This window comes from Methylobacterium gossipiicola, from assembly GCF_900113485.1.
GTDB lineage: Bacteria > Pseudomonadota > Alphaproteobacteria > Rhizobiales > Beijerinckiaceae > Methylobacterium > Methylobacterium gossipiicola.
This window is the reverse complement of record NZ_FOPM01000033.1, coordinates 17,517-35,598: the sequence shown is the minus strand read 5'-3', so window position 1 is coordinate 35,598 and position 18,082 is coordinate 17,517. Positions and strand designations below refer to the sequence as shown.

At 68.9% G+C, this 18,082-nt stretch carries 12 protein-coding genes and 1 pseudogene; 7 read left to right on the top strand and 6 right to left on the bottom strand.

Annotated features, from left to right (window positions below; translation table 11 throughout):
- From BM249_RS19380 to BM249_RS19365, 4 genes and pseudogenes are all read right to left on the bottom strand, one after another.
- A pseudogene (locus tag BM249_RS19380) lies at positions 1-251 on the bottom strand (IS5/IS1182 family transposase); the annotation flags it as partial.
- A gap of 273 nt (positions 252-524) precedes the next feature.
- Positions 525-2,666 carry a peptidase domain-containing ABC transporter gene (locus BM249_RS19375; protein ID WP_091975071.1) on the bottom strand — a complete coding sequence of 714 codons (2,142 nt, stop codon included), beginning with the start codon at positions 2,664-2,666 and terminating at the stop codon, positions 525-527.
- Between the two features lie 4 nt (positions 2,667-2,670).
- The gene (locus tag BM249_RS19370; protein WP_091975069.1) at positions 2,671-3,942 is read right to left on the bottom strand and encodes an HlyD family secretion protein; all 1,272 of its coding nucleotides are present in this window, start codon (positions 3,940-3,942) and stop codon (positions 2,671-2,673) included.
- Between the two features lie 144 nt (positions 3,943-4,086).
- The gene (locus tag BM249_RS19365; protein WP_091975067.1) at positions 4,087-4,308 is read right to left on the bottom strand and encodes a hypothetical protein; all 222 of its coding nucleotides are present in this window, start codon (positions 4,306-4,308) and stop codon (positions 4,087-4,089) included.
- Between the two features lie 528 nt (positions 4,309-4,836).
- Between BM249_RS19365 and BM249_RS19360 the strand changes: the two genes are divergently transcribed.
- The 7 genes from BM249_RS19360 (at position 4,837) to BM249_RS19330 (ending at position 13,120) form a co-directional block, all read left to right on the top strand.
- Entirely contained in the window at positions 4,837-5,709 is an 873-nt protein-coding gene (locus BM249_RS19360) for a helix-turn-helix domain-containing protein (RefSeq protein WP_091975065.1), read from the top strand.
- A 412-nt stretch (positions 5,710-6,121) separates the two neighbouring features.
- Positions 6,122-7,744: an ABC transporter substrate-binding protein gene (locus tag BM249_RS19355; RefSeq protein ID WP_091975063.1), complete on the top strand. Its 1,623-nt coding sequence runs from the start codon at positions 6,122-6,124 to the stop codon at positions 7,742-7,744.
- A gap of 54 nt (positions 7,745-7,798) precedes the next feature.
- A complete protein-coding gene (locus BM249_RS19350) occupies positions 7,799-8,752 on the top strand; it encodes an ABC transporter permease (RefSeq protein ID WP_091975061.1) in 954 nt (317 codons plus the stop codon).
- A complete protein-coding gene (locus BM249_RS19345; protein ID WP_091975059.1) occupies positions 8,752-9,672 on the top strand; it encodes an ABC transporter permease in 921 nt (306 codons plus the stop codon). The genes BM249_RS19350 and BM249_RS19345 overlap by 1 nt, the downstream gene beginning before the upstream one ends.
- Positions 9,669-10,730, top strand: coding sequence for an ABC transporter ATP-binding protein (locus tag BM249_RS19340; RefSeq protein ID WP_091975057.1), 1,062 nt, complete (start codon positions 9,669-9,671; stop codon positions 10,728-10,730). The genes BM249_RS19345 and BM249_RS19340 overlap by 4 nt, the downstream gene beginning before the upstream one ends.
- Positions 10,731-10,756: 26 nt before the next feature.
- On the top strand, positions 10,757-11,785 hold the full coding sequence (locus BM249_RS19335; protein WP_091975055.1) for an ABC transporter ATP-binding protein: 1,029 nt from the start codon (positions 10,757-10,759) through the stop codon (positions 11,783-11,785).
- A gap of 69 nt (positions 11,786-11,854) precedes the next feature.
- Positions 11,855-13,120 (top strand): Zn-dependent hydrolase, encoded by a 1,266-nt coding sequence (locus BM249_RS19330; RefSeq protein ID WP_091975053.1) that lies wholly within the window; start codon positions 11,855-11,857, stop codon positions 13,118-13,120.
- Between the two features lie 364 nt (positions 13,121-13,484).
- Here BM249_RS19330 and BM249_RS19325 read toward each other — a convergent pair whose 3' ends face one another.
- Both BM249_RS19325 and BM249_RS19320 read right to left on the bottom strand, forming a co-directional pair.
- Positions 13,485-16,622, bottom strand: coding sequence for an efflux RND transporter permease subunit (locus tag BM249_RS19325; RefSeq protein ID WP_091975051.1), 3,138 nt, complete (start codon positions 16,620-16,622; stop codon positions 13,485-13,487).
- 7 nt (positions 16,623-16,629) lie between these two features.
- Complete coding sequence (locus BM249_RS19320) at positions 16,630-17,865, bottom strand: efflux RND transporter periplasmic adaptor subunit (protein WP_091975050.1); 1,236 nt, start codon at positions 17,863-17,865, stop codon at positions 16,630-16,632.
- Between the last annotated feature and the right edge of the window lie 217 nt (positions 17,866-18,082).

Below are 18,082 nucleotides of genomic sequence, written 5' to 3'. Positions count from 1 at the left end.
CCAGCGTCGTCGCCGCGCGGCCCGCCACTCTCGGTGGTCTTCACGCTCTGGCTGTCGAGCACGGCCGCCATCGGAGAGGCCGCGCGACCGGCCCGCTCCCGGTCGGCCATGACCAGGGCATCGTTGATCCGCCCGAACAATCACTCGTCCCGCCAGCGCGCGAAGGAACCAAACGTCGTGCTGCGCGGAGGGAGATCCTTAGGGATCAACCGCCACGCGATGCCGCCCCGCAACTCGCCAAAGATGGCATGTCCAGATCAGGCTTCAGCACCCTTCTGGAACCACCGCCATCCCGGCCACTCAACCCAGGCCAGACATTCTCGGACGGGCTCTGAGGGATAACCGTATCAACCCAACCTCCGCGCCAGAACCTGCGTGATGGTGATTTAAGCGAGGAAGCGCGCGTTGTCCGTGGCTCCATCAACGGGGCGATGGCGGTGGGGTCGCTGGTACACAAAGCGGCGTATCTGAGGGCCGCTCCGGTACGGCTTTGATTTGCCCTGGTCCCTTGTCGATTTGCCTTCTCAGGTCGGGTGCAGCGGGCGAGGCGTTGCGGAATCCGGACCGGCGAACGTGTGGACGGCGTCCGCATGGACGATGGTGGCGGGACGGTGCGCCACGATCACCCGGGTCATGCGCAGGTCCCGGAGGGCGGACGCGATGGCGGCCTCGGTGGCCTCGTCGAGGTGGCTCGTCGCCTCGTCGAGGAACAGGATTTCCGGGCGCCGGTAGAGGGCGCGTGCGAGGATCACCCGCTGCTTCTGGCCGCCCGAGAGGGTCGAGCCCATATCGCCCACCAGGGTCTCGAACCCCATCGGGGTGCGCCGGATATCCGCCAGGATCGCGGCCCGCGCCGCGCATTCCTCGATCCAGCCGGGATCCGGCCGCTCGTCGAAGCAGGCGATGTTCTCCGCGATGGACCCGGCGAACAGGCCGTCATTCTGCATCACCCCGGCGATGCGGCGGCGATAGGCGCTCGGACCGAGGGTCCGCAGGTCCTGGCCGTCGATGAGCACGCTGCCTTCGCTCGCCGGCAGCAGGCCCATCATCACCTTCATGAGGCTCGACTTGCCGCACCCCGAAGGCCCCGTGATGGCAAAGCTCGCGCCCGGGGCGATGTCGAGATCGAGATCGCGAAAAATCCAGGGCTCGTCGGCGCCGTAGCGCAGGGCGAGGCCCCGCACGGCGACGGCACCCTTCGCCCCACCCGTTCCGATGACGGCGGGGTTCGAGAGTGTCGGCGGGACGATGGCCTGCTCCTCGGGCTCGCTCAGCACGATGTCCGACAGGCGGTCGGTCTGGACGTTGAGCATGCGCAGCTGGAAGCCCGACTGGATGAGGTTGCCGATGCGCTGGGAGAACTGATCGCGATAGGCCAGGAAGGCCACCAGCATGCCGAGGCTCATCGACTGGTCGATGACCGCGCGGGCGCCGAGGACGAGGAGGAGCAGGCGGTCGACCCCGAACAGCAATTCGTTGGCGCGACCGAACACGAGGTCGAGGCGCTGCAGCCGCAGGCGCGCATTCACCGCGGTGACGAAGTGGTTCATCCACGTGCCGCTGCGGCGCTCACGCAGGTCGAGGAGCTTCACGCTCGCCATGCCGCGAACGGTCTCGATGAAGTGCGATTGCTGGCGCGCTTCGGCGACGATGGCCTCCTCGGTCCCCTCCCGGTAGGAGGCATAGGCGAAGATCCGGAGCGCCGTCGTCAGGGCCGTCGAGGCGACGACGAGAACGGCGAGCCATCCGCCATAGACCACCAGCATGGCGAGCATGCCCAGCGACATGATCCCGTCGAGCACCGCCTGGACGAGGTCCGTGGTGATGCCCTTCTGGATCGTCGCCAGGGCGCCGAACCGCGAGATCACGTCGCCGACATGGCGCTTCTCGAAATAGTCGAGGGGCAGGCGCGAGAGATGGCCGAACAGGCTTCCCGACCATTGCAGGTTGAGTTCCGTGCCCGTGACCATGATCGCCCAGGTTCGGGCGACGGAGAGCACGAGTTGCACGACGAGGAGCAGCGCCAGCCCGACCGCCACCACGAGGAGCAGGTCGAGATCGGCATTCACGATCACCTCGTCGATGACGATCTGCGAGGCGATCGGCATCAGGATCGCCACGAGTTCGATCCCGAGCGACAAAGCGAGGATCTGCGCGAGGGCCGGGCGGAGGCCGCCGATGGTTCGGAACAGATCGCGCAGGACGAGGCCGCGTCGGCGCTTCGTGCGGACGAACTGCGTCGTGGGCGTCGTCTCCAGGGCGACGCCGGTGAAGTCCCGCGACACCTCCGCGAGGGTGAGGCGGCGGCGGCCCCGCGCCGGATCGTGAATCGTGATCCCGTTCGCCCGCACCTCCGTGAGCACCACGAAGTGGTTCAGGCCCCAATGCAGGATGCAGGGCGTCTTGAGGCGGGCGAGATCCTTCAGCTCGATCCGCACGGCGCGGGTGGCGAGGCCCATCGACCCGGCGAGGTCGATGAGGTTGCGCAGGGTCATGCCCTTCAGGGACACAGCATGGCGCCGCCGCATCTGCCCGAGATCGACGTGGTGGCCATGGGAGCCCAGCACCATGCCGAGGCAGGCCATGCCGCATTCGGCGGCCTCGGCCTGGAGCAGCACGGGCACGCGCCGGCCGAAACCGAACTGCAGGTCGGTGAGCAGGTTCAAGGGTTCACTGTCCCCGGGTCACGAGATCGACGCTGCGCTTGACCCGGTAGAGCGGATCGAGGAGCCATCGATAGAGCGGGCGCTGTTCGAGGGCGATGTCGGCCTCCACCCGCATGCCCGCCTCGAGGCGCCGGCGCTCGCCATAGGCAATGACGGAGTCCTCGTCCGGGCGGACGATGATGCGATAGATGCCGTCGCCGCCCTTGGCCCGGCCGGGTTCCGGCGCGTCGGCGGCCTCCAGGGGCGCGCGCGTCACTTCCGAGACCACACCGCGATAGAGGCCGAAGCGCTGGAACGGAAACGCCGCGTAGCGCAGCATCACCGGCTCGCCGCTGTCGATGAAACCGATGGCGGAGGATTCGACGAAGAGATTGGCCTGGAGCCGGCCCTCGCTCGGCAGCAGGGTGAGCAGCGTGGCCCCGGCGGCCACACCCTGGCCGGCCTGAACCCGGATCGAGGTCAGAACGCCCGCCTCCGGTGCCCGCACCTCGATGCCGCGCCGGGCCTCGCTCTCGGCCCGCTGCTGTTCGAGCTGGGCGGCGGTCCGGTCCATCTCGGCGAGATCGCGGGCGAGCTTGTCGTCGAAGGTGGCGAGGTTGGATTGCAACTCGCCGATCTTGCCCTTGAGTTGCAGGTTCGAATTGCGGAACTGGGCGAGTTGCGAACTGGCCTGAAGGTAGAGGTAATTCTGGTTCTGCAGGTCGGCGGAGCGCGCGAACCCGTCGCCCACGGCTTTCGCCAGAACGTCGACGCGCTCCTTCAGGGGTGGCACCAGCTTCTCCTGCAGACGGACCTGCTCCTCGAGCTGGCGCGACTGGGATTGCAGATTCTCGATCTGCTCCGTCAGCGCCCGCTTCTCCGTCTCGGCCATGGCGGCGCGCAGGGTCGCCTGCGTCTCGATGCTGGCCTTCTGGCGCGCGAGCTGATCGATGATGCGCTGCTGGGTCGGGCCGCTGGCCGAGACCGCGTCGAGGTCGAGGGTGTAGAGGAGCTGCCCGCGCTTCACCCGGTCGCCTTCCTTGACGGCGGCGCTGCCGACCCGGCCGGCCACGGGGCTCGCCACGGTCATGAGGCCGACATCGGGGGTCAACATGCCGGAGGCATGGACGCGCCGGGTGTAGGTGCCGAGGGTGACGTAGAGCCCGGCCGCGACGATCATCCCGACGGTGACGCCCGCGACCATGCGGATCGAGACCGGCTGGACGATCCGGGCCTCGCCGAGCCAGGACTCCTTGCGCGCCTCGGCGACCTCGGCGCGAAACAACGGCGACGTCATTGCGGGTGGCGTTTCTCCGAGTCGATGCGGGCGGACGAGCGTCGCGTCGAGGGGCATCCGACGCGAAGGAGCGGCAAGCTCCGAAAAGCTTGCCGCCCGAAGCCGGGGTCGTCCGCCACGGCGGACGGACGCCCCCGAGCCCGTCTACTTTCCGCCGACGAGTCCGCCAGCGAGACCACCGACGGCGCCGACCAATCCGCCGACGAGACCGCTCACGAGGCCACCGACCTGATCGACGGTGCCGGACACTGCGCCGAGTTCACCCGAGAGGTCGAGATCGAGGCCAAGGCCCAGGGACAGACCTCCGCCCACGGCGTCGAGTTCCGTCGCATTCAGCTCGCGAATGGTTTCGATGTTCTCGGACATGTTTTCTCCGACTTTCAGTTCAGATCTATCGTGTATTTGGTCTCACTTGAGTATTTCAGGAAGCTCGATTGGCGTTGCTTCCTGTCACCAAGCTACTCGATCGGAAGCGCAGTTCAACCACCGACGCGACCGAGCCCTGGAACGGCCGTCCGCCGTTGTCGGATGTTGATCGGGGTGCGACAAACGGGCCCGCGCTGGGGAAATGATCCCTGGACGCGGCGCGCGATGCGCGCATTTGTCGAAAATTGAGCCTCGTCGTTCCGACGGCTAAGCGATGGAGCAAAGCACTGACAAGAAAAGATTTTTCGTTTCGGTCATGACACTATGTCGCAGGCAAAAATCTGCTGGGTTCCGGTACGCCGTAAGGACAATCTTCTCCCGGGGTGGCGGAGGGGGAGGTTCGGGTTTTCCGATCCGAGCCGGATTCCGTGCGCCGCCCGGACAGGGGGGCCGAGGTTTTGACGGATCGCGCGTCTCGCCCGAGAGGTCCGAAGCGGTGCGGGCACCGAAGCGCGGGAGGGCGAGGCCGTGAGGAGGGAGTATCGGGATTGCGGCTGCGACATCGCCTTCGAAGGCGAGATCGAAACCGTCCTGTGCGACAGCACCGGGAAGGGCTGGCCGGGCATCGGCTTCACCGACATGATCCTCGGGCCGCGCGGCCGGGTTTCCATCGCGGAGCACGGTCTCCACTTCGCGCTGTCCCTGCGCCCCGGCAAGCAGACCTTTCTGTATGCGGATCGGGCCCACCGGTTCGGCGAGGACAATATCGCCGTGCTGCATCCCGGCGCATCCGTCACCGCCACCTGGACCCGGGGCTTCCGCACCCTCGCGCTGAAACTCGCGCCCGAGGCCGTCGAGCGGATCGCCGGCCTCCCACCCGACCGGACGGGCATCCGCACGCAGTTCGTCCGCGCCCGCCCGCAGGCCGCCGTGGAGTACCTCCTGCGCACGGTCTCGGCGGATCTCGAATCCGGTTGCCCGCACGGCGCCCTCCTGGTGGAGAGCGTGGCCGCCACCCTCGTTCGGCTCTTCTCCACGCCCGAACCCACGAGCCGGGCGCAGCCGCGGCTGCGCACCGCCGACGCGGCACGATTGCGGGACCTCATCGCGAGCCGGATGGCCGAACCCCTCGGTCTTGCCGAGCTTGCCGCCGCCGCCGGTATGAGCGTCGGGCACTTCGTGCGTGCCTTCAAGGCGTCGTTCGGCACCACGCCCTATCAGTATATCCTCCGCGCCCGTGTCCTGCGCGCGCAGGAACTCATCGAGACCGGGGACGCCGGCCTCGCGGAGGTGGCCCGACAAGTCGGCTTCACCGATCTCAGCCAGATGTCGAAAACGTTTCGCCGCATCCTCGACCGTACGCCCAGTGCGATCGCGCGCGCGGTCAAGCAGTGTCGATGATCGCCCTCAAATCGACGCCGAACCCGAGCGCGCGCGTTTCGTCGGGACGGGCATAAAGGCAACGGCACGATCTCGCGTCAGGGTCATGGGCCGCGACGGCGTGATCGTCGCCACATCCCGCTGCCGCGATGGAGTTCCTGCGCGCTGGGCGGTGAAGCGGGTGAATGCCATGTGAAACTTCGCTGGCGTGAGGACGGTGCAGACCGCCACGCCGCGGAGCAAGGCCCGTGGTCAAATGCGCGCCATCGCCGGAGGCAATCCCCGCCGCCAGGGTGCCGCCGTGCCATCGACATCCGGGGCGGGGAGGTTCACGACACGAAAGGCCCCTCCCGATCATCCGCCGACGGAGTTGGCCGGCAGATTGCATACAGTATCCCGTCCGGGCCCGGCCCGCCGATGGAACCTGTTGCGCATGATCGACGCCCTCAAGCCGCGGACCGCTCCCGCCCGGTCTCTCCTCGCCGCACTGCTCCTCTCGGGGCTTATGACCCCAGCGGCCCTCGCTCAGGGCGTTCTGAAGATCGGGATGACCGCGTCCGACATTCCCCTCACCACGGGCCAAGCCGACAATGGCGGCGAGGGTATGCGATTCACGGGCTTCACCGTCTATGACGGCCTCATCAATTGGGACCTCTCCTCGGCCACGAAACCCTCGGGTCTGGTCCCGGGGCTCGCCGAGAGCTGGGCCGTGGACCCGGCCGACCACACCAAGTGGACGTTCAAGTTGCGCCCGGGCGTGACCTTCCACGACGGTTCGCCCTTCACCGCCGACGCGGTGGTGTGGAACCTCGACAAGCTCCTCAAGAGCGACGCGCCGCAATTCGATCCGCGCCAGGCGGCGCAGGGCCGCTCGCGCATCCCCGCCGTGGCGAGCTACCGCGTCGTCGATCCCCTGACCGTCGAGATCGTCACCAAGGCGCCCGACGCGACGCTCCCCTACCAGATCGCCTGGTTCATGATCTCCTCGCCCGCTCAGTGGGAGAAGTTGGGCCGGAGCTGGGACGCCTTCGCCAAGACCCCGTCCGGAACGGGTCCCTGGCAGATGACCCTGTTCGCGCCGCGCGAGCGCGCCGAGATGGTGCCGTTCAAGGGCTACTGGGACAAGGCCCGGGTGCCCAAGCTCGACAAGCTCGTGCTGGTGCCCCTGCCCGAGGCCAATGCCCGCGTGGCGGCCCTCCGTTCGGGACAGGTCGATTGGATCGAGGCGCCGCCGCCCGATGCCGTGGCGTCCCTCAAGGCTGCCGGGTTCGGCATCGTCACCAACGCCTATCCGCACAATTGGACCTGGCACCTGTCGCGGGTCGAGGGCTCGCCCTGGAACGACATCCGCGTGCGCAAGGCCGCCAACCTCGCCATCGACCGCGAGGGCATGAAGGAGATGCTCAACGGCCTGATGATCCCGGCCCAGGGCTTCATGCCGCCGGGCTCGGCCTGGTTCGGCAAGCCGACCTTCAAGCCGACCTATGATCCGGAGGCGGCCAAGAAGCTCATGGCCGAAGCCGGCTACGGGCCGAACAAGCCCCTGGTGACGAAGGTGCTGATCGCGCCCTCGGGCTCCGGCCAGATGCAGCCGCTGCCGATGAACGAACTCATTCAGCAGAATCTCGCCGATATCGGCATCAAGGTCGAGTTCGAGGTGGCGGAGTGGAACACCCTCACCAACATCTGGCGCAGCGGTGCCAAGAGCGACATGTCGAAGAAGGCGACGGCAATCAACTACTCGTACTTCATCCAAGACCCCTTCACGGGCTTCATCCGTCATCTCCAGTGCAATTTGACGACGCCGGCCGGCACCAACTGGGGGTACTACTGCGACCCCGAGATGGACAAGCTGTTCGACGGAGTGCGCAACGCCTTCGATCCGGCAGAACAAGCGAAGGTTCTCCAGAAGATTCACGAGAAATACGTCGACGAAGCCCTGTTTCTGATGGTGGCCCACGACACCAACCCGCGCGCCATGAGCCCGAAGGTGAAGGGCTTCGTCCAGGCCCAGAACTGGTTCCAGGACTTCTCGCCGATCACGATGGCCAAGTGATCATGCGGATCGGGGTCGAGAAGCCACTCCCGCAAGGACGAGGGGGTTGAAATCATGCTGAGATTCATCCTTCGGCGCCTCGTCAGCGTCACCCCGGTCGCACTCGGCGTGAGCGTCGTGTGCTTCCTCCTCGTCCACCTTGCCCCCGGCGACCCGCTCAGCGCGGTGCTGCCGGTGGATGCCTCGCCGGAAACGATCGCGGCGATGCGGACCGCCTACGGCTACGACAAGCCCCTGCCCGTGCAGTACGGCCTCTGGCTCTGGCACGTCCTCCAGGGCGATCTCGGTACCTCCATCGCCAGTGGGCGCCCGGTCACCGCCGAGGTCGGCCGCGCCGTCGTCAACAGCCTGATCCTCGCCTCCGTGGCGACGCTCATCGGGTTCACCTTCGGAACCGCCTTCGGGTTCGTGGCGGGCTATTTCCGCAATTCCATCCTCGACCGGCTGGCCTCGGCGATCTCGGTCCTCGGGGTCAGCGTTCCGCATTACTGGCTCGCCATGGTGCTGGTGATCGTGTTCTCGGCCCAGCTCGGCTGGCTGCCGCCCACGGGCGCCGGTCCCGATGGCTCGGGCAACTGGCGGCCCGATCTCGAGCACCTGCGCTACATCGTCCTGCCGGCCCTCACGATGTCGGTGATCCCCATGGGGATCATCGCCCGCACAGTCCGGGCGCTCGTCGGCGACATCCTGGCACAGGATTTCGTCGGGGCGCTGCGGGCCAAGGGGCTCTCCGAGTTCGGCGTGTTCAAGCACGTGGTGAAGAACGCCGCCCCGACGGCGCTGGCCATCATGGGGCTGCAGCTCGGCTACCTGCTGGGCGGCTCGATCCTCATCGAGACGGTGTTCGCCTGGCCCGGAACCGGCTTCCTCCTCAACGCCGCGATCTTCCAGCGCGACCTCCCCCTGCTTCAGGGCGCCATCCTCGTCCTGGCGATGTTCTTCGTCGCTCTCAACCTCGTCGTCGACGTCGTGCAGACGGCCCTCGACCCACGCATCGAGAGGGGCTGATGGCCCAGACCGCCGCTCCCCTCCTCGACATTGCCGACAGGGAATCCCCCGCGTCGGCTTCCCCGGACGCCTTCGTGCCCTCGCGCGGCTTCTGGGGGCAGGTCGGTCACAAGCTGCTGCGCGATCCGGTGGCGATGACGGCGGCGTGCGTGATCCTCGCCATCGTGGCCGTCGCGCTGCTCGCCCCCTGGATCACCCCCATGGACCCGTATCGCGGGTCGATGATCCGCCGCCTGAAGCCCGTGGGCGACGCCACCTACCTCCTCGGGTCGGACGAACTCGGCCGCGACATGCTGAGCCGCCTGATGCTGGGCGGGCGCCTGTCCCTGTTCATCGGCGTCACTCCGGTGATCCTCGCCTTCGTGGTCGGCTCCGGGATCGGCATTCTGGCCGGCTATGTCGGCGGCTGGGTGAACACCGTGCTCATGCGCATCGTCGACGTGTTCTTCGCGTTTCCGTCCGTGCTCCTCGCCATCGCCCTATCGGGAGCCCTCGGGGCGGGCATCTTCAACTCCATCGTTTCCCTGACCTGCGTGTTCGTGCCCCAGATCGCCCGGGTCGCCGAAAGCGTCACCACGCAGATCCGCGCGCGGGATTACATCGACGCGGCCCGGCTTTCCGGCGCCTCGACCCTGACGATCCTCCGGGTACAGGTGCTCGGCAACGTCCTGGGGCCGATCTTCGTCTACGCCACCAGCCTCATCAGCGTGTCGATGATCCTGGCCTCCGGCCTCTCCTTCCTCGGCCTCGGGGTGAAGCCACCCGAGCCCGAATGGGGCCTGATGCTCAACACCCTGCGCACGGCGATCTACGTGAACCCCATGGTCGCGGCCCTGCCGGGGCTCGCCATCTTCATCGTCTCGATCTCGTTCAACCTGTTCTCGGACGGGCTGCGCTCCGCCATGGAGGTGAAGGCATGAGCACGCCGATGGAAAGTCCGACCGTCCGGCCCTACCGGGACCGGGGCGGCCCCGCCCAGCCGCTCCTCACCGTCGACAACCTCGTGAAGCACTTCCCCGTCCGGAAGGGGCTCGGCGGCAAACCCGCCGTGGTGCGGGCCGTCGACGGCGTCGATTTCTCCATCCTCAAGGGCGAGACCCTCGGGATCGTCGGCGAATCCGGCTGCGGCAAGTCCACCACCGCCCGCCTCATCATGGGGCTGATGCCGCACGATTCCGGCGAGCTGCTGTTCGACGGCGAACGCATCGGCGGCCGCGAGCTGCCCTGGCGCGATTTCCGGGCGCAGGCCCAGATGGTGTTCCAGGACAGCTATTCGTCCCTCAACCCGCGCATGACCATCGAGGGCTCCATCGCCTTCGGACCGCAGGTGCAAGGCGTGCCGAAGCGTCAGGCCATCGAGCGGGCGCGCTCCCTCCTCGCCCGCGTCGGCTTGGAGCCGGCGCGCTTCGCCGCGCGCTATCCGCACGAATTGTCCGGCGGCCAGCGCCAGCGGGTCAACATCGCCCGGGCGCTCGCCCTGGAACCCCGCCTCGTGGTCCTCGACGAGGCGGTCTCGGCCCTCGACAAGTCCGTCGAGGCGCAGGTGCTGAACCTGCTCATGGACCTCAAGCAGGAATTCGGCCTGACCTACCTGTTCATCTCGCACGATCTCAACGTGGTCCGGTTCGTCTGCGACCGGGTCGCGGTGATGTATCTCGGCAAGGTGGTGGAGATCGGCCCCGCCGACGCCGTCCTGGCGAACCCGGCCCATCCCTACGCGGCGGCCCTCCTGTCCTCGATGCCGTCCATGGACCCGATGGCGCGCACACAGGTGGCGCCGCTCGCCGGCGATCCACCCAATCCCATCGATCCGCCGCCGGGCTGCCGGTTCCACCCGCGCTGCACCCTGGCGGAGGCGGTCTGTCGTACGGACGTGCCGCCGCTCGCCCCCGTCGATCCGCTCCATCGCGTCGCCTGCCTCGCCCGTCAGCCGGGCTCGGGCCATGTGGCGGCGCCCGCCCTGTCGGTGGCCGCATGAGCGAAAGCGTTCGCGAAAGATCACCCATGAGCGATACATCCGCCAAGGACCCCGCCGTCGCGATCCGGGGCCTCAAGGTCCTGTTCGGCGGCAAGGTCGAGGCCGTGGACGGGGTCGACCTCACCCTGGAGAGGGGCCAGACCGTGGCGCTCATCGGGGAATCGGGCTCGGGCAAGAGCGTGACCCTGCGGGCGATCATGCGCCTGAACCCCGAGCGCAGCACACGGATCACCGGGCGGATCGTGGTGGCGGGCCAAGACGTCATGGCGCTGTCGGCCAAGGCCCTGCGGGCCCTGCGCGGCCGGACGGTGGCGATGATCTTCCAGGAGCCGCTGCTGGCCTTCGACCCGGTCTATACCGTCGGCCGGCAGATCACCGAGGCGATCCGCCAGCACGAGGCGATCGGGGCCGACGCCGCCCGGCGGCGCGCCCTGGAGCTGTTCGAGCGCGTGCGCATCCCGAGCCCCGAGCGGCGCCTCGACGCCTATCCGCACGAGATGTCGGGGGGGATGCGTCAGCGCGCCATGATCGCCCTGGCGCTGGCCTGCCGGCCCCAGGTGCTCCTTGCCGACGAGCCGACCACGGCCCTCGACGCCACGGTGCAGATTCAGGTTCTGCTGCTCCTGCGGGAGCTGCAGGCCGAATTCGGCCTCTCGACGATCTTCGTCACCCACGACCTCGGCGCGGCGGTGGAAGTCGCCGACCGGATCGCCGTGATGTATGCCGGCCGCATCGTCGAGGAAGGCTCGGCCCGCGACGTGGTGCTCGACCCGCACCATCCCTACACCATCGGGTTGCTGCACAGCCGCGCCGACGGGGCCCTCGCCAAGGGCTCGCGCCTCAAGACGATTCCGGGCTCGCCGCCCGACCTCGCCAACCGCCCGCCCGGCTGCGCGTTCTCGGCGCGTTGCTTCCTCGCCGAGGAACGATGCCACACCGAGACGCCGCCGGACGTCACCGTCGCCCCCGGCCACCGGGCGGCGTGCTGGCGCACGGACGTCGCCCAGGCGGTGTTCGCCGGGGACCGGGCGCAGGCCCTGGAAGCCACCGCCTGACACGCGACCGCCCCGCCTCCGCCTCCCGCCCGGAAGCAGAGGATGCGAACAGCCACGAAGGGAGCCCCGATGGAGACGGCACGGAACAACCTGCGGGTCGACGGCGCGCGCCTGTGGTCCACACTCATGGAGACGGCGGCGTTCGGGGCGACCCCGGCGGGGGGCATCAACCGGCTCACCCTGTCCCCGGCGGACGGTCGGGTGCGCGACTGGTTCCGGGCGGCCTGTGAGGCGGCGGGGCTGACCGTCGGCACCGACAGCCTCGGCACCCAGTTCGCCCTGCGGCCGGGCCGGGACAGCACGAGACCGCCCGTCGCCACGGGCTCGCACCTCGACACCCAGCCCACGGGCGGGCGCTTCGACGGGATTCTCGGAACCCTGGCGGGGCTCGAAGTGGTCCGGACCCTGAACGACGCCGGCATCGAGACCGAGGCGCCGATCCTGCTGGTCAACTGGACCAACGAGGAAGGCTCGCGCTACGCCCCCGCCACCATGGCGTCGGCCGCCCATGTCGGCACCTTCACGGCGGAGGACATCCTCGCCCGCACGGATGCGGATGGGGTGAGCGTGGGACAAGCCCTGGCGAGCCTCGGCATCGTCGCCACGGAGCCGACGGGGTCCCGCGCCATCGGGGCCTTCGTCGAACTCCACATCGAGCAGGGGCCGATCCTCGAGGCCGAAGCAAAGACCGTCGGCGTGGTGGAGGGCGGACAGGGCATCCTGTGGTTCGACGGCACGATCACCGGGTTCGAGAGCCATGCCGGCACCACCCCGATGCCGCGCCGGCGCGACGCGGTCCTCGGCCTCGCCGAGCTGGCCCTCGCCGTCGAGCGGATCGCCCTGGCCCATGGTCCGAGCGCGGTGGGGACCCTGGGCGAGGCGGTGATCGGGGCGCCGTCGCGCAACGTCGTTCCGGGCCGGGTCCGCTTCACCCTCGATATCCGCGACCCGCGCGCCGCCACCCTGGACGCCATCGAGGCGGACGTGCGCGCCGCCCTCGCGGACATCGCCGCGCGACGCCAGCTCACCGCCACACTCGATCTCGTGTGGCGCCAGGAACCGGTGCCCTTCGATCCCGCCCTCGTCGCCCTGGTGGAGCGGGAGGCCGAAGCCCTCGGGCTGGCGCATCGCCGCATGGTCTCGGGCGCGTCGCACGATGCCTGCAACCTCGCCCTCAAGGTGCCCACCGCCATGATCTTCGTGCCCTGCAAGGACGGGATCAGCCACAACGAAGCGGAATCGGCGACGCCCTCCGACTGCACGGCCGGCGCCGATGTGCTGCTCCAGACCCTGCTCACCCTCGCCAACAGGCCGGCCCTCCCGTTGCGGGACTGAACCGACGCCGGTCGTCGTCGTACAGCTCACTGAGGGACACCACGATCACCGGCCGGCGTAGGAAGAACTCGGGCCGGGCTTCGTCGGTGGAGAGGATCGGATCGACCTACGCCGCGATGGCCGCGAGGCGATCGTTGCCTTGCGTCGGCTTGAGCATGCCGTGGTCCTCTTGCGCGAACCGCGCCAACCACTCGACACGCTCACGCCGAACTGGGCTGCTGCTCGATGGAAAAAGGCACCCCGGGGCCGCAGCCGCTTCGATGCGCTCGCGTAGATCGACAGACAACCGTGACGGCATCGCCGGCTCATTCAAGAACCGACACCGCAATCGCTAACCCGTCGCAACGCCCGCCAGGAAACGGCTCTACCCGTCGACGCTCGTTCGCCGGTCGTCTTTCGCTTCCAGACCAGATCGCTCGTCAGCGCGACGCCGCCCAGGGAGCCGGAGGTGCGCCAGATAAGGGTAGACGGCCGGGAGCACGACGAGGGTCAGCAGGGTCGCGGTCACGAGGCCGCCGATCACCACCGTGGCGAGCGGGCGCTGCACCTCGGCACCGGCACTCGTGGAGAGCGCCATCGGCAGGAACCCGAGGGCCGCCACCAGAGCCGTCATCAGGACCGGCCGCAGGCGCATCTCGGCCGCCCGGAACGCCGCCTCGCGGGCGTCGAGGCCGACGCGTTCGAGGTCGCGGATGTAGCTTGTGAGGACCACGCCGTTGAGGATGGCGATGCCGAAAGTGGCGATGAAGCCGATGGCCGCCGAGATGGAGAACGGTAGCCCGCGCAGGGACAGGGCGACGATGCCGCCGGTGGCGGCCACGGGCACGTTGAGGAAGATCAGCCCGGCGAGGCGGATGTCGCCGAACATCACCACGAGCAGGACCAGGATCGCCGCCATGGCGGCCGGGACCACCACCGAGAGCCGGCCCGTCGCTTCCTGGAGGTTCCGGAACTGCCCGCTCCATTGCAGGGAATAGCGCGGCGGCAGGGGAACCTGGGCCTGGACCGCCGCCTGCGCGTCGCGCACGAAACTTTGGACGTCGCGGCCGCGCACGTTCGCCTGGACCGAGATTCGGCGCTGGAGTTTTTCGCGGCTGATCTGGGCGGGGCCCGTCGCCACGTCCACGGACGCGACCAGCGACAGGGGGACCAGCGCCTTGCCGTTCCGGCCGACGGGCAGATCGCGGATGCGCGCGATGTCGCTGCGGTCGGCGGATTTCAGCCGGACCACGATGTCGGTGATGGAGTTGTCGTCGCCGTAGATCATCCCGGCGCTGCGCCCGCCGATGCTCTCCACCACGTCGAGGATATCGCTGACGTTGACGCCGTAGCGGGCGGCCGCCGCCCGGTCGACCTGGATGGAGAGCGCCGGCATGCCGGCTTGCGCCTCGGCCTTCACGTCGGCCGCCCCCGAGACCCCGGAGACCGCGCGCACGATGGCGTCGGCCTCGTCTTTCAGGATTTTCAGATCGTCGCCGTACAGGCTGATGGCCACGTCGCCGCGCACGCCCTCCAAGAGATCGTCCATCCGCATCTGGATCGGCTGCGAGAACGCGTAGGACACGCCCGGCACCTCGGCGCGCAGGCGCCTGTCGAGGGCGGCGACCAGACCTTCCTGCGTGGTCGCCGTCGTCCAGGTCGCGGGGTCGGTCAGCGTGATGAAGCTGTCGGTGGACTCCACCCCCATCGGGTCGGTGGGGATCTCGGCGCTGCCCGTGAGCGAGACCACGCGCTTGACCTCGGGGAAGCTCTTCAGGGTCTGCTCGATGCGGTGCATGACCTTGAGGGAGGCGTCGAGGTTGATGCCCGGCAGCTTCTCCGAGGTGATGACGATGGAGCCCTCCGAGAGTTTGGGCAGGAACTCGCCGCCGAGCCGCGTCGCCAGCCAACAGCTTCCGGCGAACAGGCCGAGCGTCACGAGGACGGTGATCCCGGTGCGGCGCTCGGCGAGGCGCAGGACCGGCGTATACGCGCCGCGCGCCCAATGGACGAGGCGGGTCTCGCGCTCGCCGATCCCCGGCCCGGCGAGCACGATGGCGGCGAGCGCCGGCATCAGGGTCATGGTCAGGACGAGGGAGCCGGCGAGCGCCAGGATGACGGTGAGCGCCATCGGCCGGAACATCTTGCCCGCCACCCCCTCGAGGGCGAGGATCGGAAGGTAGACCATGATGATGATGGCGACGGCGAACAGGATCGGGCGCGCCACCTCGACGGTGGCCTTGCGGATCACTTCCTCGGCCGGGCGCTCGGGATGCTCGCCCCGCGCGCGGAGGACGCTCTCGATCATCACCACGGCGCCGTCGACGATGAGGCCGAAATCGATGGCGCCGAGACTCATGAGGTTGCCCGACAGTCCGAACAGCCGCATGCCGGCGAACGCCATGAGCATCGACAGGGGGATCGCGGCCGCCACCACGAGGCCGGCTCGGAGGTTGCCGAGGAGCAGGAGCAGCACGACGATGACGAGCACCGCGCCTTCCATGAGATTGTGCTCGACGGTGCGGATCGTGCGCGCCACCAGGGTGCTGCGGTCGTAATACGGCACGATGGCGACGCCCGGCGGCAATTGTGGCCCGAGATCCGCGATGGTCTGCTTGACCCGCTCGACCACCGCGCTCGCGTTCTCGCCCTGCTGCATCATGGCGATGCCGACCACGGTCTCCCCGGCGGCGGCGTGCGTGACGGCGCCGAGGCGGACCTTCGGGGCTTCCATCACCTCGCCGAGGGTGGCGACCGTCACCGGCACACCGCCGGGCCCCGTCGTCACGACGATGTTGGCGAGATCCTGGGTATCCTTGGCGAGCCCGAGGCCGCGGATCACCTCCTGCTGGTCGTTGTGCTCGATATACGCGCCGCCGCGCGCGGCGTTGTTCTCGGACAACGCCGTGTAGACCTGCGCCAGGGTCACGCCGTAGCGCTGCAGGTTCTCGGCGGCGATGCGGACCTCGTAGGTCGGCATCTGGCCGCCGTAGACGTTCACGTCGGCGATGCCGGGCGTTAGCTTGAGTTTGGGCGCGATGGTCCATTGCAGGATGCGCTTCAGGGCCATCGGCGTGTAGGCCGGACCGCGCACCTCGAACTGGTAGATTTCGCCGAGGCCCGTCGCCATCGGCCCCATTTCGGGATCGCCGACGCCGGCCGGCATCATGGATTTGGCCAGCGGCAGGCGCTGGAAGACCCGGGACCGCGCCTCGGTGATCGACATGCCATCGTCGAAGGTCACGTAGACGGCCGAGACGCCGTAGCGCGAGGTCGAGCGGATGCCGGTGAGGCCCGGCGCTCCGGCCATGGCGTTCTCGACGGGGAAGCTGACGAGGCGCTCGACCTCCAACGGCCCGAGGCCCGGCGACAGGGTGAGGACCATCACCTGCTTGGGCGAGATGTCCGGCACGGCGTCGATGGACAGGCCTTCGAGGTTGGCGAGGCCGCCGACGGCGCCGGCGAGCGCCAGGACGAGGACGAGCCAGCGGCGGCGGATGAGGAGGGCGAACCAGGCGTTCATCGGGGCCTCAATCCGTCGAACCGAGGAGGGCGCGCAGCAGGATCGCCTTGAGGCCGAAAGTCCCCTGCGTCGCCACCGTCTCGCCCGCCTGTATGCCGGAGGTCACCTCGACCCAGTCCGCCCGTTGAACCCCGAGCGTGAGGCTCCGCTTCTCGAAGCGGTCGTCGCCGGTGCGCACGAAGGCGATGGGGCCGGCTTCCGACTGCTGGATCGCGGCGGCCGGCACCGTGACGCCGTCCCGCCCGAGATCGGCGGCGATCTCCACGGAGACGAACATGTTGGCGCGCAACGCACCGTCCGGGTTGGCGACCTCGATGCGAGCCGGCGCGGTGTTGGTCATCGGATCGATGGCGGCATTCACCGAGCGCACCCGGCCCTCGAACCGGGGATGCGCCGTAACCGGGGCCTCGATGGTCGCGAGGTCGTCCGCCTTCACGGTGGCGATGTCGGGTCCGTAGAGATTGGCCAGAACCTGGATCCGCGAGGGGTCCGCCACCGTGAAGGCGTCGCGGCTGGTATCGACCACCTCGCCGAGGGTGATGCCGACCAGCGTCACCACCCCGTCGAAGGGCGAGACGATGGCGCTGGTGCCCGGGGCCTGACCGGGTGCCGGGGCGAGGCGCTCGTACTGGGCGCGGTAGAGGTCGACCTGCGCCTGCGCCGACAGGGTGGCGGCATGGGCCTTCGCGAGATCGACCTGGCGCCGGTCGACCTCGGCCTGGGCGACACCACCCATCTTCACGAGGTCGCTGCCGCGCTTCAGGTTGGTCTCGGCGACCTTCTCCGTGGCCTGCGCTTCTCCGAGGCTGGCCTGGGCGGCGGCAAGCCCATTGCGGGCGTCGAGGAGTCCGGCGGCGTCGAGGGTCGCCAACATCTGCCCGGCGCGCACACGGTCGCCGGGCTGCACTGCGAGGCTCAGCACCCGTCCCGCCGTGCGTGGCTTCAGGCGCGTGATCCGGCGCTCGTCGAAGGCGACCATGCCGGGGGTGCGCACGGGCTGGACGATCCGGCGCGTCTCGGATCGGCCGAACGCCAGGCCGAGGCGGCTTTGCCCCTCGGCGTCGAGGGTGATGAGGCTGTCCTCGGCGGGCTTCTCGGATGCGGGCGCGGACGACGCGGCGTCGGATGCGGCCGGCGCAAGCCCAACGAAGCCGAGCAAGGGTTCGAGGTAGGGCTTGGCGGCCTCGCGGTACCAAAAGCCGGCACCCACGATTCCGATCAGGCCAACCACCGCGATCGGCATGGAACGACGGACCGTCCGCGATGGACCCTGGCCCGCTGGCGCGTGATTGGTGGACGCTCCCGGCGTCCTCGCCGCGACGGCGTTTGAGCGCTCGGAAACCGCGCCGGGCTCGGCGATTCCTGCCTCTGCGTTTCCACGCACGTCCGTTTCCGCCCCCTTGAACACGCTCTCGTCCGCCGCTTAGATTAGACCTGTTCTAAGATATAGGACGGGCGCG

Coding starts and splice junctions, on each gene's coding strand:
- BM249_RS19370 (WP_091975069.1), bottom strand. CDS start 3,942: ATGACGTCGCCGTTGTTTCGCGCCGAGGTCGCCGAGGCGCGCAAGGAG.
- BM249_RS19365 (WP_091975067.1), bottom strand. CDS start 4,308: ATGTCCGAGAACATCGAAACCATTCGCGAGCTGAATGCGACGGAACTC.
- BM249_RS19355 (WP_091975063.1), top strand. CDS start 6,122: ATGATCGACGCCCTCAAGCCGCGGACCGCTCCCGCCCGGTCTCTCCTC.
- BM249_RS19350 (WP_091975061.1), top strand. CDS start 7,799: ATGCTGAGATTCATCCTTCGGCGCCTCGTCAGCGTCACCCCGGTCGCA.
- BM249_RS19345 (WP_091975059.1), top strand. CDS start 8,752: ATGGCCCAGACCGCCGCTCCCCTCCTCGACATTGCCGACAGGGAATCC.
- BM249_RS19340 (WP_091975057.1), top strand. CDS start 9,669: ATGAGCACGCCGATGGAAAGTCCGACCGTCCGGCCCTACCGGGACCGG.
- BM249_RS19335 (WP_091975055.1), top strand. CDS start 10,757: ATGAGCGATACATCCGCCAAGGACCCCGCCGTCGCGATCCGGGGCCTC.
- BM249_RS19330 (WP_091975053.1), top strand. CDS start 11,855: ATGGAGACGGCACGGAACAACCTGCGGGTCGACGGCGCGCGCCTGTGG.
- BM249_RS19325 (WP_091975051.1), bottom strand. CDS start 16,622: ATGAACGCCTGGTTCGCCCTCCTCATCCGCCGCCGCTGGCTCGTCCTC.
- BM249_RS19320 (WP_091975050.1), bottom strand. CDS start 17,865: ATGCCGATCGCGGTGGTTGGCCTGATCGGAATCGTGGGTGCCGGCTTT.